Raw genomic sequence first — 16603 nt, 5'->3', positions numbered from 1 at the left:
TAAAAAAATACCCGACACAAGGCCGGGTATTTTTAAATCAAATGCTATCAAATCAGTTGGCGTTACAAAAATGGTTAAGACCATCTACGCCGATCAAGTTCCCGTTTGCGGATTGAACGACCGGTATTCGGGAGGCGCAATCAATGCGTGAACCGGCACTCCATGGCTGGTAGACCGGCTTATAAGCCGTTGGTGACAGCGGATAACAGCGGCGGGCAGTTCCCCCATATTATCAGGAAGCTTTACGTTATCGGAAAAGATGAGGGTGAAGAAATGCCTTGCCAATTGTTCCGGCGCTTTCAAGCGATCAACCGAACGACAAATGCCTATTCTGTTAAAAATTGCAATTTCGTTTGTTTGTTTTTTGAATGGGGAATTGATGCTGCTTATCTAGCATTGTTTCGTTGAAAGTTAAAAAATACCCGACACAAGGCCGGGTATTTTTAAATCAAATGCTATCAAATCAGTTGGCGTTACAAAAATGGTTAAGACCATCTACGGCGATCAAGTTCCCGTTTGCGGATTGAATGACCGGTATTCGGGAGGCGCAATCAATGCGTGAACCGGCACTCCAAGGCTGGTAGACCGGCTTATAAGCCGTTGGTGCAGGCGGATAACAGGGGCGGGCATCCCCCTCATATTATCAGGAAGCTTCCCGTTATCGGAAAAGATGAGGGTGAAGAAATGCCTTGCCAATTGTTCCGGCGCTTTCAAGCGATCAACCGAACGACAAATGCCTATTCTGTTAAAAATTGCAATTTCGTTTGTTTGTTTTTTGAATGGGGAATTGATGCTGCTTATCTAGCATTGTTTCGTTGAAAGTTAAAAAAATACCCGACACAAGGCCGGGTATTTTTAAATCAAATGCTATCAAATCAGTTGGCGTTACAAAAATGGTTAAGACCATCTACGGCGATCAAGTTCCCGTTTGCGGATTGAACGACCGGTATTCGGGAGGCGCAATCAATGCGTGAACCGGCACTTCAGGGCTGGTAGACCGGCTTATAAGCCGTTGGCGCAGGCAGATAACAGCGGCGGGCAGCCCCCATATTATCAGGAAGCTTTCCGTTGTCGGAAAAGATGAGGGTGAAGAAATGCCTTGCAGATTGTTCCGACGCTTTCAAGCGGTCAATCGAACGACAAATGCCTATTCTGTTAAAAATTGCAATTTCGTTTGTTTGTTTTTTGAATGGGGAATTGATGCTGCTTATCTAGCATTGTTTCATTGAGGGTTAAAAAAATACCCGACACAAGGCCGGGTATTTTTTAAATCAAATGCTATCAAATCAGTTGGCGTTACAAAAATGGTTAAGACCAACTACGGCGATCAAGTTCCCGTCCGCGGGTTGAACGACCGGTATTCGGGAGGCGCAATCAATGCGTGAACCGGCACTCCAAGGCTCGTAGACCGGCTTATAAGCCGTTGGTGCAGGCGGATAACAGGGGCGGGCAGTTCCCCCATATTATCAGGAAGCTTTCTGTTATCGGAAAAGATGAGGATGAGGAAATGCCTTGCAGATTGTTCCGACGCTTTCAAGCGGTCAATCGAACGACAAATGCCTCTTTTGTTAAAAATTGCAATTTCGTTTGTTTGTTTTTTGAATGGGGAATTGATGCTGCTTATCTAGCATTGTTTCATTGAAGGTTAAAAAATACCCGACACAGGGCCGGGTATTTTTAAATCAAATGCTATCAAATCAGTTGGCGTTACAAAAATGGTTAAGACCATCTACGCCGCGATAGGTTCCCGTCCGTGGATTGAACGACCGGTATTTGGATGCGCAATAATTGCGCCAACCGGCACTCCATGGCTGGTAGACCGGCTTATAAGCCGTTGGTGCAGGCGGATAATAAGGACGAGCCGGTTGATAATATCTCGGAGCAGGCGGATAGTAGGCTGGCGGTGGAGGCGGAGCCTGATAGATTACCCGTGGTTCGGATGGTTGCGACAAGGCACTGCCGATTAGCGCACCTGCTGCAAGGCCAACCACACCGGCTGCAACCGCATCCCCGTGATCGTGATGATGATGGTGGTGATCCCAATAACGTGGACCGTCCCAATAGCCCGGACCACGCCAATAATGGTCATGCGCCGATGCGGCAGCGAGCGGGGCCACAACCATCACTGCCGATACAGCAGAAACTATTGCCAATTTTGCAAAATTTTTCATGGTTGAACTCCTTTGAATTCGATTCATGAAAATAATTCTATATCTCATTTTCTGAACGCAGCCTGAACGCTGCTTGTGACTTTCTTATGGTAAATAATTTATTTAATATTTTTTTCCATCACAAAATATATTTTTTTGTTACAAACATTTGGCGAAAAAAAACCGGATCGAAAGATCCGGTTTGAACGCAGCAAATAAAATCAGCCGATAAAAATCAACCGATGATTGTAATATTGACAGCTTTCGGACCTTTGCCACGACGATCCGGTTCGGTATCGAACGATACTTTTTGTGCGTCTGTAAGTCCTGTCAAGCCTGAAGCCTGAACAGCAGAAATGTGGACGAATATATCGGCGCCACCATCATCCGGCTTGATAAAACCAAACCCTTTATCATTGTTAAAAAACTTCACTTCCCCGGTCTGAGCCATAGAATGTTTCCTCATTCAGTTACCTGTAACAACAGGTTTTTATAATAAACACCGTCCCGCACACCACGCGCAAAACGGTACATGCAGGCAGTTCTTGAAGTCTGGAAAGCACTCTATTTACCAGCTTTCAACCGATAGTGGCCAATATAACCATCTCTCGATTATAACCATCTTTCGATGGCTCATCGGTACCGGTTTTCACCGGTTATCCGGTTGTTACTAGCCCAAAACTTATAGCGGTTTTGGCGCGCCTGTTAATAGTCTTCCAATGTTCGTAAAATGCCCGAACCCGCATAGATTGTATTAATTTCTTGAAATTTGCAAGAGTTTTCTGAATTTATTCTTTAAATTGGCAGATTTTAATAGTTTTACTTTTGTAAAAACATTTTTCGGCTTTAGAAAAATCGCGTGAAAAAGCGAGCGGGCACGGTTATTTTACCACGTGCATCATATTCTGTTTGAATTTCCCATTATCCCACTTTTATCGCCGATTGGCGTGCATTTCAAATAAAGTTAAAATGAACAATGTTGATTATTCTGTGCGCCAAACACCGGTATTTTGAATAGTTGGCGCTTTCATAAAACGATAAACAGGTGCGTTGATTGTTGCTTCAGGCGGTTTTATAAATATATAAATTGAATATAAAAAACAATTGCTTAGAAAAGCATAGCGTTTTATTGTGAGGATAAATTAAAATCATTCCAATCATTTTCTTGTTAAACGCAAGTATAGTTCCATCTTTGTATGATAAAGACTTTTGATTGTTTCAACCGGAAGCCTTTTTTCGATAAAACGGGGTGGGGTAAAGCTCAAGATATTGCAATTTTTATCGCGCAATCAGGCTTTGTTTCAAAGGAAAGTTTCTTGAATTTTCCCGAAAGCCATAACACCAAACGCTGATTTGGAACGGCAGACCGGAGCGGAAAATTTTTCACCGGTCTGCAATTTTATTTCACTTCAACGCCCCGGTCTGCCGGTTTTTCCGGGACGGCGGCGTTTGCGCGCAACTTCCACAGGGTCTTCAAAGGAGCCAAGTCCAATACGCTCGCGTTTGATCGGTTTTGCACTTTCGCCGAGCGGAACTTCGGTGCGTTTTACCGTCATTTCATCAAGCGTATTTTTTCTGAACTTTCCGCTTTTCGGGTTCGTTTGGAGAATCCCGACATCCATATTCGGCCCCATATGGTCAAGGTCGGGCTTGGCAAAGAGTCCCTTTTTGTTGGCTTTGTCGCGTGACAGCTCGCCGCTTTCAATGGTCTTTTCGACATTCCGTGTGAGCGGATCATCGGAAATGGCAAGCTCTGTCTGCTGCAAGCGCTTGATCTCGTCGCGCAATTTTGCCGCTTCCTCGAAATCGAGATCGGCGGCCGCGTCGCGCATCAATTTTTCCAGATGTTCGATATGGGCAGCAAGATTGTTGCCAACCATATTGCCAGCTTCGGCAAATTCGGAAATATCGGCACGAACATGGTCGCGCTCGTAAACCGAGTCGAGAATATCGGCGATATTCTTCTTCACGCTCGATGGTGTGATGTGATGCTCGATATTATAAGCCTGCTGTTTTTCGCGACGGCGTTCGGTTTCTGCCAGTGCTCTTTCCATCGAACCGGTTTTGTTATCGGCATAAAGGATAACACGGCCATCGACATTTCTTGCAGCACGGCCGATTGTCTGGATAAGCGATGTTTCCGAACGCAAAAATCCTTCCTTGTCGGCGTCAAGAATGGCAACAAAACCGCATTCGGGAATATCAAGTCCTTCACGCAACAGGTTGATGCCGACAAGCACATCGAACGCGCCCAGACGCAAATCGCGGATGATCTCGATTCTTTCCAATGTATCAATGTCCGAATGCATATAGCGAACACGGATACCCTGTTCATGGAGATATTCGGTCAAATCTTCCGCCATGCGTTTGGTGAGAACTGTCACCAGACTGCGGTAACCCTGTTCGGTGGTTTTGCGGATTTCACCAAGCACATCGTCCACCTGATTGCGGGCAGGGCGCACTTCGACCGGCGGGTCTATCAACCCTGTCGGGCGGATGACCTGTTCGGCAAAAACACCGCCTGCCTGTTCCATTTCCCAAGCCCCCGGCGTTGCCGATACCGCAATGGTTTGCGGGCGCATGGCGTCCCATTCCTCGAAACGTAACGGGCGGTTATCCATGCAGGAAGGAAGCCTGAAACCATATTCGGCCAATGTTGCCTTGCGGCGGAAGTCACCGCGATACATGCCGCCGATCTGCGGAATGGTGACATGGCTTTCATCGGTAAAAATTATGGCATTATCAGGAATATATTCAAACATGGTCGGCGGCGGTTCACCCGGTTGGCGACCTGTGAGATAACGCGAATAATTTTCAATGCCGGCACAGCTTCCGGTCGCTTCCAGCATTTCAAGATCGAATGTGGTGCGCTGTTCAAGCCTTTGGGCTTCAAGAAGCCGCCCCGCTTTGTTCAATTCCGCCAGACGGTCACGAAGCTCGATCTTTATGGATTTGATCGCCTGATTAAGTGTCGGGCGCGGTGTCACATAGTGTGAATTGGCGTAAATTTTAACCGATTTCAGATCACCGGTTTTTTGTCCTGTCAACGGGTCGAATTCGGTAATCGAGTCAATCTCGTCGCCGAACAGGGAAATCCTCCATGCGCGATCTTCCAGGTGGGCAGGGAATATTTCGATTGTGTCGCCTCTCACACGAAACGAGCCGCGCACAAAATTGATGTCCTGCCTACGATATTGCTGGGCAACAAGATCGGCAAGAAGCTGGCGCTGGTCGAGATGGTCGCCCACCTGCATCTGGAAGGTCATTGCCGTATAGGTTTCGACCGAACCGATACCGTAGATACAGGAAACTGAAGCGACGATAATAACATCATCCCGTTCAAGAACAGCACGGGTTGCCGCATGGCGCATCCGGTCGATCTGTTCATTGATCGACGATTCCTTTTCGATATAGGTGTCGGAGCGCGGCACATAGGCTTCCGGCTGATAATAATCATAATAGGAAACGAAATATTCCACCGCATTGTGCGGAAAGAAATTCTTGAACTCGCCGTAAAGCTGTGCCGCCAGAGTTTTGTTGGGGGCAAGAATAAGGGCAGGGCGTTGGGTTTCCTCGATGACTTTCGCCATTGTATAAGTTTTACCCGAACCGGTTACGCCAAGTAAAACCTGTGTGCGGTCACCATTTTTGATACCTTCGACAAGGTCTTTAATTGCGGTCGGCTGGTCACCGGAGGGAAGAAACGGCGTTTCCATTTTGAATGGTATTCCGCCTTCCGATTTTTCCGGACGGACAGGACGATGCGGCGTCCACAATTTGCCATTTTTAAACAGCGGATTTCCCGAAGCAATCAGGTTCGATAATGCCTCGACGGTTGCCGTGGCGCCACCAGTGGAAATTTTTGAAGCATCTTCAAGCCCGACATCAAGGCCCGCCACAGGATTAAGACCGGCGGCCGCGCGCTGTTTTGCTGTTGCTTTCCCGCCAATCGAAGTGCCGCGCGATGTACGTGTCGACTTTGCAGCGGCTTTTTTCGCCTTTACCGGTTTTTTGACCGGCTTTTCGGCTGCTTTATCAATATCGGCTGCCCAATCGGCAATCGAACCGGCGGGCGCATTCAGAACCGCTTTGTCTTCTCTTTTCGGACGGGACTTTTTTGCCCCGGCGGATTGATGTTTTTTAGCTAATGACGTCATGATAGAACAATATGGTATTCCTGCCCGAAAATAAAAGATAAAAGCCATATTTTGTTTACACAATCCATAAGGAATTTTCTTTCTTTTCCCTTGTCAAACGCGAAATCGGCAAATGCCGCAGAAAGTGACAAACCCGAAATCGGCCAAAGCTGAAGAGATTAGAAAAAAATCATTTGAAGTTCCGAAGTCCCGAATCCCGAAAATTGATGTTTCAAACCGCGTTAATCTTCTTGAAAAGCGTGGTTTTCCTGAAAAATATAGCCCTTTTCTAACATCTCGAAAAATCCGGAAGGGCAGAGTGCCTTCCAATCTATCTTTATTCAACCGGGTCGTGGGTCAACATGGTTGATCGCAAGTCCGGCAGCTTTCAAACCGGAATGTTTCCCGTATCATTGTGTATCATTGCAAGGCTCCTCCAAGGTTATAGACTGCCAAGACAAAAATTTTCCTCACCTCGTTTGTGGTTACCAAACGAAGCGGCAAAAACATGATGGATTTTTTATCCGGCGATGTTGGCAAAAACATTAGCCGGAACTAACCGATAATTTATCGGAAGCAAAACCGGCCTCCTTTTGGCAAGACCTTTCCGCCAACAATGTTTCGGGTGAACATCCGGCTCGAATAGAGCGTTGGTGTTCGGCAAGAAAGCCGGAATAAACAATCATGCAAATATCAAACCGGCCGATCATAAAATAATCGGCCGGAATTGAATTCAAGTGCGAATTAACGCGGCCCTCCACCGGGGCCACCACCGGGAAACGGGCCACCCGGCCCGCCATGTGGCGGCGGAGGCATACCAGGCCCTCCACCGGGGCCACCACCGGGAAATGGGCCCCCCGGCCCGCCATGCGGCGGCGGAGGCATACCAGGCCCTCCACCGGGGCCACCACCGGGAAACGGGCCACCCGGCCCGCCATGTGGCGGCGGAGGCATACCGGGGCCGGGTCTGAATGGTGGCGGGCGCATGCCCGGAGGCGGACGGTGCGGCCGGTCAAAGCCCCAATGTGGTGGCGGTGGTGGAGGTGGACGATGATCCCCGTGCCAATGCGGCCGGCGATAACGGCGGTAATACCAGTCATCATCATAGTAACCGCCACCGATAATGACATTGAATGTCGATGAAGAGGGGCGATTATAGCTGTTATAAACTGCTTCGCCATTGCGGAAGGCCAGATATGACGCGGAAGCCCAACCGATGCGCGGGCCATAATTGATTTCACACCAATTGCCCGAACATCCGCGCACGCCGACGATTTCACCCGGAGCTATTGTGCCGCGAATGGCATAGGCAGTACTTGGCCCGTCTCTGAAATTCAAAGGCGCTGTTACGAGCGCCTCTGCTGCTTGTGCTGCCTGTGTCGTTAACAAAAATGTACCAAACAACAAGGAACCGAGTATTTTTTTCATTTTGCCCTCAAGTCCGAGAAGGTGAATGGATCATGGCATTATTCTTGTCGAACATTATAGTGTAATTTAAGCCAAATTGTAGCAAAGAGATAGTGTTCGACAATAAATCGGAAAATTAAGTTTTGTTAAGAAAAGTCAATGTCGTTTTGGCGGCTTTTAGCAATCTTTAGCCTGAATTTTGTGAATGTCGGGCGTTTTTGGAAACAAAATTTAGGATGAAAAATCTTTTTCCTATGCTATATAATGGGAAGCTAAAAGTTTAGAGACGGGTTCCGGAAGGAGTTCCGGAGGCCGTTTCTTTTTGTTTTCGACGCAAAAATCGCGGGAAGGAAAGGATACGATAATGGAAAAATATCCGATGACGACCGGAAGCTATGAAAAGTTGAAAAAAGAGCTTCAATGGCGTCAGCACGAAGAACGCCCCCGTATCATTGAAGCAATCGCCGAAGCGAGGGGCCATGGCGACCTTTCGGAAAACGCCGAATACCATGCTGCAAAAGAAGCACAGAGCCATAATGAAGGACGTATTGCGGAACTTGAAGACTATGTTACCTGTGCAGAAGTAATCGACGTTTCAAAACTCACTGGCGACAAAGTGAAATTCGGTGCAACAGTCAAACTGATTGACGAAGACACCGAAGAAGAAAAAACCTACCAGATCGTCGGCGAGCAGGAAGCCGAAGTGAAATTGGGCAAGATTTCCATTTCTTCACCGATTGCTCGCGCCCTGATTGGCAAGGAAAAGGGCGATTCTATCGAAGTGAATGCACCGGGTGGTTCGCGTTCTTACGAGATCTTGTCCATCCAGTTTATCTGATTGGTAATTCAATGCGTGTGTCGATTGACGAAACGGACGTTATTGCGCCCAATTTCAAAAAGCGTTTGTCGGGTGTGACATCGACAATTGTGCAACTCATCCCCTTGCAGCGCAAAAAAGGCATACGCATTTCCACTATCGGACCCGGCTTGCCCGATAGTTTGCCATCTCTTGGCTATTCAAGTTTATTGAAACTGTGGAAACGGCCTGATGGCAAACCGTTTCGCATCTGGCATGCGCGGCGTAATGTCGAAATGGTGGCAGGCATTTTGTTGCGCGATCTTTTTCGCATGAAGCTGAAGCTTATATTTACGTCTGCTGCGCAACGCCAACATAAGCCTTTTACCAATTGGCTTATCCGGAAGATGGACAAGGTTATCGCCACAAGTGCCCGTTCCGGCTCGTTTCTTGAAGTGCCCTATCGGGTTATCATGCATGGTATAGACCTTGACCGGTTTACCCCGCCTGCAACATTTGAAGATACATTCCAATCGACAAAACTTCCCGGCAAATATGCGGTCGGTTGTTTCGGGCGCGTACGCCACCAGAAGGGAACCGATCTTTTTGTCGATGCGATGATTGAATTGTTGCCCCATTATCCCGACTGGACAGCCATTATTACCGGCCGCACCACTGCCGAACACAAAGATTTTGAAAAAGAGCTGGAGCGTAAAATTGCCGCTGCCGGTCTTCAAAAGCGCATTCTCATACTGGGCGAGGTTGATGATATACGCGTCTGGTACAGGCGGGTAACGCTTTACGTTGCCCCATCGAGAAACGAAGGGTTCGGGCTGACACCGCTTGAAGCTATGGCTTCCAAAACCGCTGTTGTGGCAAGCGATGCGGGGGCATATCAGGAACTTGTTACCGAAGGCACGGGAACAGTCGTTCCGGCCGGTGATGGAAAAGCTTTGACAGAAGCGATAAAGCCCTATCTGGAAGACCCGGAAAAGACCATCGCCATGGGTGAAAAAGCCTTAGAGCATGTGCAAAAAGATTTTCCCCTTGATAAAGAAGCAAGCTCGATAGACGAAGTTTATCAGGAACTTTTTACAAAAAAATAATGCACTATTTCTGTGGTTGTTATGACTATCGAGGGTTTTCTCTGCTGTAAGAGGCAGGGAATTTTGTTCCGTGAGTTTTAGGACACCCGAAAGAACAGTTAGGTGAAATAGCCTGACCGGATTGTTTATTGCGCCAATTCACTCTTGAAATTTTAAGGCTGAAGCCGGCAAATCCGACTGCCAGACGGCAACGGTTTTTCATTGAAAGATATGACATTTGAAAAATAAACAGAGCAGGCGCAATAACCACGCCGTTCCGGTTGACACAATAACCACGCCGTTCCGGTTGACGCAGTGTCCACGCCGTTCCGGTTGCCGCAGTGTCCACGCCGTTCCGGTTAAAGCAATGTCCACGCCATTCCTGTTGACGCAGTGACCACGCCGTTCCGGTTGACGCAATGACCACGCCGTTCCGGTTGCCGCAGTGACCACGCCATTCCTGTTGACGCAATAACCACGCCATTCCGGTTGCCGCAGTGTCCACGCCATTCCGGTTGACGCAATGACCATGTTATTCCGGTTGAAGCAATGACCACGCCGTTCCGGTTGACGCAATGTCCACGCCATTCCCGTCGGCGCAATAACCACGCCATTCCGGTTGCCGCAGTGTCCACGCCATTCCTGTTGCGCAATGACCATGTTATTCAGGTCGCGAGTATTGGTACAGTCATCGCAGGACGTTTGACGCGTTAGTTTGATAAAAATCCGGATTTGATAAATATATAACGGGTAGACGGATGATCGTATCTGTTCCGATATTTTTCAGCCTGACCTCAAAAACAACTGAACGCTTAAAAGACGGAAATTGTTAAAAGCGACGATTTAATATTTTTGAATAGAAGAAATCAGGTGTTTGATAATGTTTATCAATATGCTTGTTTGAGGAAGTTTTTAGCATCAATATAACCTTGCCGGGCGGCAAGATCGAAAAGTCTTAAGGCTTCGCCTTTATTTTGTGGAACACCGTAGCCATTATAATACAAAATGCCAAGATTATATTGAGCCATCGCGTTTCCTTGATCGGCTGCTGCACGATACCACGTTGCTGCTGTTTCATAGTCTTGTTTGACGCCCTGTCCCTTCTCATACATAAAACCTATATTCGTTTGGGCATCGGAATTTCCTTGATTAGCCGCCAAATTATACCAATTCATAGCAAGTTGGTAATTCGTCTGAACTCCCAAGCCATAATGATACATGTAACCGAGACCAAACTGGGCAGCCGCAACCCCTTGAGTAGCTGCTTGCGTATACCAATAGACAGCAACTTGATTATTGACCGCTACACCTTGACCATTCAGGTACATATATCCGAGTTTATATTGTGCAGTTGCGATTCCCTGAACAGCAGCCTCGTTATACCAATAACTGGCGATCTGGTAATTTTGTTGAACGCCGTGTCCGGAATAATATAAATCCGCCAGCTTAAGCTGGGAATATCCGTTTCCTTGCCTGGCAGCTTGCTGCACTTGCTGCAAATCCGGTAAGTCATTCTTCCGGTTGCTTTGTGCAGTGTTATACGTGGCATCACTTTTATTGTTCCCACCAGTATAAACGCTGTTTTTTTCGAAATTTTTGAAGTTGGAAACAGGCGAAAAAAGAACCGAACCAACAATGATAAACACAATAATCATAAAGGGAATTAGGATAAAGTATCTCATAGCTTTAATACGGATATATCCCCAAGTTCAGTTTCGATATAAAACCGATTGATAAGAATAGAAAAATATAAGTCGCTGCGAAAAATATATAATTAAAAACAGGGATAGGTTGGCGAACAATTTTATTTGCTATATCACTCTCGTTAACTGATGGAAGCTTGATTTTCTCGTCGTCAGATGGCAGGCTGGCCTTCTTGTCATCAGTTAGCAGATCGGCTTCCTCACCGTCAGATGACGGGCAGGCTTTCTCTTTATCAGTTGGCAGTTTGGCTTCCCCGTCATCATATAGCAGGTCTGTTTCCTCCTCGTCGGTCCGCAGGTTTACTTTCTCATCAACAGATGACTGGCTGACTTTCTTATCATAGCTTGCACGGTTTTTCTGAAATACAATATTATATTGTATAAAAATGTAATAAAATATAACAGTGGAATGCCTAAACAAAATCCGGAGAACATTTGTCGCATCGTCCGGTCGGAATAATCACTCAAATTTAAATTATTTCCGGTGTCAGCATTCACAATTTTTAAACCTAAAATCATTTTACCGAGATTGTTTCCGGTAAAATAATAAATTAAACAATCAATTGAAAAAATAAATATGTAAAATTCACATATAGATAAAGTAAATTCTATAACGCGTGATACGAAATAAGAATAATATGGCGATAATACGTACGAAAATACAATATAATTATTTATAGTTCTTAAAATAAAGATAATAACATAAATAAAAATATATAAAGAAAAGCATCAAAGGTTCGCGCAAAAAACCGTAACCATAGATAGTTTTTTTGATTCATAATAAATTCACTTACCTATAAAATAAATTCACTTACATTGATTCAAATAGAAAATCTAATATTTGCGGTTCAGCAGCTATTTCCAAACTCTTGATTATGGAAATATAATTTAAGATAGAACGGCAGACAATTTAAATCCATCGTAAAACACAACTTTGTAGTGCCAAAGTAACGAACTTTAACAACCAATAATTCAAATGTCGGATTTAAGCGGGTTCATATCGGGAAATCTTCAAGAAAAAGCATAAAACACATTCAAATCGAAGACTTTTTCGAGTGATCGAGTTTTTTCAATTTTGAATTAACGTGAAGAAAAGCATGAGCCGTTAAAACAAAAAATTAATTCATAAAATCAATGAATTAAAACTATTTTGCTATTGAGGGAGCAAAAGCCGAAACATAGCTATATAAAAAATAAACGAATGTTGTCAGACTTTAAATATCGGGTCGTTTTTAAAGAAAAAGCTGTGTGAATGAGCTTTGATAAATGTCAATACTCTTTTCTCTCGACCGAGTTTTGTGTGTTCAAAACATAAACGTTAGAATTTTGGTGGATTTTTGCGAACGACAAAACATCAATCACAGTAAGAAAAATGTAACAAACAAAAACGCAAGTGGGTCAAAGGCAGCACCGGTTACTAAGTAAGTTTCAAGGCTTTAAAATCGATAACAATCATTTAAGGCGGGCTTGCCGGTAATATTTTTAGAGTTTTTGCCGCCTGCATTTATCTGTGTCTCCTATCTTTAATGAGTTGGTTGGTTTTCCGGCTTGATTTTTTGGTAGGTCGGGGGAGCGCTTTTATCTTTCTTTGTTCATTCCTTCTTTAATGGTCGGAAACTTTCGCAAAATCGTTGAAAAGCAAGATTGTCGAAAAGACTTGAGTTGCGTTTTGAGCTACCCCGATTCCGCTTGGTAAATAAATAAAGGCTCTTTTATTCAATGAATGCGTTTTATTGAAAATGAAAAGGTTGAAGAGGGGGGAACGCTTTTGCTCTTTCCCGTAGGTGAACGTGGCGTAAAACTCAGGGGGTAAGAGTGGGGTAAAACTCAGAAATGAGTGTGGCGTAAAACTCAGGGGGTAAGAATGGGGTAAAACTCAGAGATGAGTGTGGCGTAAAACTTAGGGGTAAGAGTGCGGTAAAACTCAGGGGCGAGAGTGGCATAAAAGCAATGTCGGTAAAAGAACAAAACGATCATGAAAAAATGAAAACACGCTAAAACGCGAAGCAACAATGAATGGATTTCCTTGAAAAAACCGTCTCTGACTGGCAATGGATTCAAGGGTTTACCAGTCACGCTTTTTCGCGTCTCGTGTTTCTTAAAGAATAAGCGGTGGTTCGTCTTTGATGACGCGAATGGTGAGAGCAGTGCGCACAGAGCCGACATTGGAGGCGGCTGTCAGTTGTTCGATAACAAATGTCTGGAAGCTTTTGAGATCGGGAGCCACACAGTGAAGCAGAAAATCCGATTCTCCCGACACCATCCATGCTTTTCTAACCAGTGGCCACTTATAGACCATGGCTGCAAAACCACGTAAATCCGCATCGGACTGGCGATGTAAACCGACAAAACAAAAAGCCACGAGATCCTGCCCGATCATAGCTCCATTCAGGATAGCCTGATAACCTTTGATAATGCCATCCTGTTCAAGGCGTCTCACCCGACGCAAACATGGAGGTGCCGAAATACCGACTTTTGAAGCAAGTTCGACATTCGTCATGCGGCCATTGCTCTGAAGCTCTTTGAGTATTTTCCAATCGATTGAATCGAGATCGGCTTTAATCTGCATAAGGCTTTACTTCACTATTGTTCAATTGAGTGTCTGTCTATCACCGGTTAGGAAAAACGTCACGTGGTAAAATCATTTTCTCCAGAACGCCGGTGTAAAAAGAATGATAACAGTAACAATTTCAAGACGTCCTGCAAACATAAGGCCGCTCAATATCCATAAAGCGGCGTCGCCCACTGTGGAAAAATTTCCGTCAGGGCCAATTCTGTCGCCAAAACCGGGGCCGACATTGGAAAGGGCGGTTAGTGCGCCGGTAAAAGCCGAAACAAAATCGAGTCCGGTAAAGGAGAGCAACACCGCTCCGATCACAAGTGATGCCATATAGAGACTCATGAACAGCAAAACTGTCTGGGCAAGATCACCGGAAATATCGGTTCCGCCATAACGCACTTTCACAACCGTATTGGGGGAGAGAAGCCGCATCATGGCGACGCGTGTGAAACGCCAGAGAATGATGAGACGGTTAATTTTAATGCCGCCCGATGTTGACCCCGCACAGCCGCCTATAAATGAAGCAATAAAGAAAAGGCCGATCGCGAAAGGCCCCCACAACAGATAATCTTCAGCGGCATAGCCGGTGGTTGTAATCACCGAGACGAAATGGAAAATCGCGTCAAGGAATGCACGGTGGAACGAAAATCCGAAATGGAAACGCAGCCAGATGGCAAGCGCAAAACTGGCGACAAGAACGATGGACAGAAAAACAACAACCTGCGGGTCGGCCAAACGCCGCGAACGTTCAGGCAAAACAAGCTTGACATAAAGAATAAAGGGGAGCGAGGCGAGCAGCATAAAAATTGTTGCAATAACCAGCACCGAAGGCGTTTTGGAAAAATAGCCGAGTGAAGCATCATGGGTTGAAAAACCGGCTGTCGCAATTGTCGTCATGGCATGATTGACAGCGTCGAACATTGTCATCCCAACGGCAAAATAGGACAGCATACATAAAAGCGTAAGCCCCAGATAGGCAATGATAATGCCATTGGCAATCTGGTTCACACGCGGCAGAACTTTTTCTGCACGGTCGGAAGATTCCATATTGAAAAGCTGGATACCACCCACTCTGAGGGATGGCAAAAGCAACAAGGCCAAGGCGATAAACCCGATGCCGCCAATCCAGCATAAAAGCGAACGCCATAGAAGAATGCCGCGCGGCAGCCGGTCAAGTCCTGTAAGTACGGTGGCGCCAGTGGTGGTAATGCCGGAAACACCTTCAAAAATGGCAGCAGCGAGCGACAATGGCAGATGTGAAAAATAAAGTGGCATAGCACCGAGCACGCAACCGGTGATCCACAAGCAAACTGTGAGCAAAAATCCCAGTCGTGCCGAAAAACGACAATTGGCTCCGTTTGTTGCAAGCAGGATCAGTGTCGCAAAAGCAATGGTCGTTGCAGCCGATCGGATGAAAACAACCCAGTCGCCATTTCCCGCCCGCAAATCTGCAAGGGCAGGGAGTAACATGGTTATTCCCAGAATCAGCGCAAAACGCGCGCAGACATTGCTGACAAATCGAAAAATGGCAAACCTCTGGATTGAAAAGAAACTTAAGTAAGTGTGTTATGCAATCACCGGCTATTTTATATAAATTTTACCCCTGCTGACAATCGCTAAGTTTCACAAATTGTCACCTCTTGTGATTAAACCGGTCAATCTTTGTCACCGCCTTGCAAAAGCCGATTTTAAACCATAAATCAAATGGCAGGATCAACCTTGGGGAAATGCTTTTATAGGCTTTTTCCTTAATCGATTTATGAAAGTGGAGTTTCATGTCAGCGCGCCATATTCCTGTTTTGATCGTCGGTTCGGGACCTGCCGGTTATACGGCTGCAATTTATGCGGCGCGTGCCATGCTCAAACCTGTCATTGTCACCGGTCTGCAACAGGGTGGCCAATTGACGATTACCGACGAGGTTGAAAATTATCCCGGTTTTGTCGACCCGATTGGGGGGCCGGAGCTTGTTGAAAAAATGGCTCAGCAGGCGGTAAAAATGGGAACCGAACTCGTTTACGACATTATCACCAAAGCCGACCTTTCAAGACGGCCTTTCACACTTCACGGTGATTCAGGTACCGTTTTTACATGTGATGCGCTCATCATCGCCACTGGCGCACAAGCCCGCTGGCTGGGATTGGAAAGCGAAAAAACCTTTATGGGTGGCGGTGTTTCGGCTTGTGCCACATGCGACGGTTTTTTCTATCGCGGCAAAGATGTCGTGGTGGTCGGCGGCGGCAATACTGCGGTTGAAGAAGCGCTATATCTGGCAAATCTTGCCAAAACCGTGACTGTGGTGCACCGGCGGGATTTTTTCCGTGCGGAAAAAATTATGCAGGAACGCTTGCTTAAACGTGATAATGTGCGGGTCATCTGGAATCATGTGGTCGATGAAATTGTCGGTAATCCGCCAAAGCCGCCAATGGGCGCAACGGTTACCGGTGTACGGCTTAAAGATACATTGACCGGAAAATTGAGCGAAGTCGAAGCGCAAGGTGTGTTTATCGCTATCGGTCACGCGCCGGCGGTCGAGCTGTTTGAAGGGCAATTGCGCCAGAAACCCGGTGGTTATTTGTGGACAGCACCGGATTCGACAGCAACCAGTGTTGAAGGTGTTTTTGCAGCCGGCGACGTTGCCGATGATGTGTTTCGTCAAGCGGTAACCGCTGCCGGACGGGGGTGCATGGCTGCGCTGGAAGTCGAGCGTTTTCTGGATGAACAGGTAGATTTGAAGGCAGGCGAAAAATAAGTTCGGCGGGCGCTTT

The 16603-nt window shown here is 46.2% G+C and carries 16 protein-coding genes; 4 read left to right on the top strand and 12 right to left on the bottom strand.

Going from position 1 to position 16603, the window contains the following annotated elements:
* Positions 1-93 precede the first annotated feature (93 nt).
* The 7 genes from BBC0122_RS12825 to BBC0122_RS13015 form a co-directional block, all read right to left on the bottom strand.
* The gene (locus BBC0122_RS12825) at positions 94-303 is read right to left on the bottom strand and encodes a hypothetical protein (protein ID WP_149866664.1); all 210 of its coding nucleotides are present in this window, start codon (positions 301-303) and stop codon (positions 94-96) included.
* 201 nt (positions 304-504) lie between these two features.
* Positions 505-714, bottom strand: a complete 210-nt coding sequence (locus tag BBC0122_RS12820) for a hypothetical protein (RefSeq protein WP_149866663.1) — start codon at positions 712-714, stop codon at positions 505-507.
* Between the two features lie 613 nt (positions 715-1327).
* Positions 1328-1537, bottom strand: coding sequence for a hypothetical protein (locus BBC0122_RS12815; RefSeq protein WP_149866662.1), 210 nt, complete (start codon positions 1535-1537; stop codon positions 1328-1330).
* A gap of 160 nt (positions 1538-1697) precedes the next feature.
* On the bottom strand, positions 1698-2171 hold the full coding sequence (locus tag BBC0122_RS08445; RefSeq protein ID WP_077992965.1) for a BA14K family protein: 474 nt from the start codon (positions 2169-2171) through the stop codon (positions 1698-1700).
* 214 nt (positions 2172-2385) lie between these two features.
* Positions 2386-2601 (bottom strand): cold-shock protein, encoded by a 216-nt coding sequence (locus tag BBC0122_RS08440; RefSeq protein WP_077972136.1) that lies wholly within the window; start codon positions 2599-2601, stop codon positions 2386-2388.
* 958 nt (positions 2602-3559) lie between these two features.
* The gene (gene uvrB / locus BBC0122_RS08435) at positions 3560-6307 is read right to left on the bottom strand and encodes an excinuclease ABC subunit UvrB (RefSeq protein WP_077992963.1); all 2748 of its coding nucleotides are present in this window, start codon (positions 6305-6307) and stop codon (positions 3560-3562) included.
* Between the two features lie 723 nt (positions 6308-7030).
* On the bottom strand, positions 7031-7714 hold the full coding sequence (locus BBC0122_RS13015; protein ID WP_188318015.1) for an SH3 domain-containing protein: 684 nt from the start codon (positions 7712-7714) through the stop codon (positions 7031-7033).
* 343 nt (positions 7715-8057) lie between these two features.
* Here BBC0122_RS13015 and greA point away from each other — a divergent pair, with 343 nt between their 5' ends.
* Positions 8058-8531 carry a transcription elongation factor GreA gene (gene greA / locus BBC0122_RS08415; protein WP_077992958.1) on the top strand — a complete coding sequence of 158 codons (474 nt, stop codon included), beginning with the start codon at positions 8058-8060 and terminating at the stop codon, positions 8529-8531.
* Between the two features lie 11 nt (positions 8532-8542).
* A complete protein-coding gene (locus BBC0122_RS08410) occupies positions 8543-9595 on the top strand; it encodes a glycosyltransferase family 4 protein (RefSeq protein ID WP_077992956.1) in 1053 nt (350 codons plus the stop codon).
* 198 nt (positions 9596-9793) lie between these two features.
* Here BBC0122_RS08410 and BBC0122_RS12805 read toward each other — a convergent pair whose 3' ends face one another.
* Positions 9794-10105: a hypothetical protein gene (locus tag BBC0122_RS12805; RefSeq protein WP_149866661.1), complete on the bottom strand. Its 312-nt coding sequence runs from the start codon at positions 10103-10105 to the stop codon at positions 9794-9796.
* Between the two features lie 18 nt (positions 10106-10123).
* On the opposite strand from BBC0122_RS12805, the gene BBC0122_RS13010 reads away from it, so the two are divergent.
* Positions 10124-10288, top strand: a complete 165-nt coding sequence (locus BBC0122_RS13010; protein ID WP_188318014.1) for a hypothetical protein — start codon at positions 10124-10126, stop codon at positions 10286-10288.
* Between the two features lie 173 nt (positions 10289-10461).
* On the opposite strand, the gene BBC0122_RS08400 is transcribed toward BBC0122_RS13010, so the two are convergent.
* The 4 genes from BBC0122_RS08400 to BBC0122_RS08385 all read right to left on the bottom strand — a co-directional run bounded on the left by BBC0122_RS08400 (position 10462) and on the right by BBC0122_RS08385 (position 15307).
* Entirely contained in the window at positions 10462-11256 is a 795-nt protein-coding gene (locus BBC0122_RS08400) for a tetratricopeptide repeat protein (RefSeq protein ID WP_077992952.1), read from the bottom strand.
* Between the two features lie 4 nt (positions 11257-11260).
* A complete protein-coding gene (locus BBC0122_RS13170; RefSeq protein ID WP_077992950.1) occupies positions 11261-11698 on the bottom strand; it encodes a hypothetical protein in 438 nt (145 codons plus the stop codon).
* Between the two features lie 1677 nt (positions 11699-13375).
* On the bottom strand, positions 13376-13846 hold the full coding sequence (locus BBC0122_RS08390; protein WP_075868870.1) for an Lrp/AsnC family transcriptional regulator: 471 nt from the start codon (positions 13844-13846) through the stop codon (positions 13376-13378).
* A gap of 72 nt (positions 13847-13918) precedes the next feature.
* Positions 13919-15307, bottom strand: coding sequence for a TrkH family potassium uptake protein (locus BBC0122_RS08385; RefSeq protein ID WP_077992949.1), 1389 nt, complete (start codon positions 15305-15307; stop codon positions 13919-13921).
* A gap of 305 nt (positions 15308-15612) precedes the next feature.
* On the opposite strand from BBC0122_RS08385, the gene trxB reads away from it, so the two are divergent.
* The gene (gene trxB, locus BBC0122_RS08380) at positions 15613-16587 is read left to right on the top strand and encodes a thioredoxin-disulfide reductase (protein ID WP_077992941.1); all 975 of its coding nucleotides are present in this window, start codon (positions 15613-15615) and stop codon (positions 16585-16587) included.
* Positions 16588-16603 lie beyond the last annotated feature (16 nt).

The sequence above is a fragment of the Ditibartonella choladocola genome, from assembly GCF_002007565.1.
Taxonomy (GTDB): domain Bacteria; phylum Pseudomonadota; class Alphaproteobacteria; order Rhizobiales; family Rhizobiaceae; genus Bartonella; species Bartonella choladocola.
This window is presented reverse-complemented; position numbering and strand designations above follow the sequence as displayed.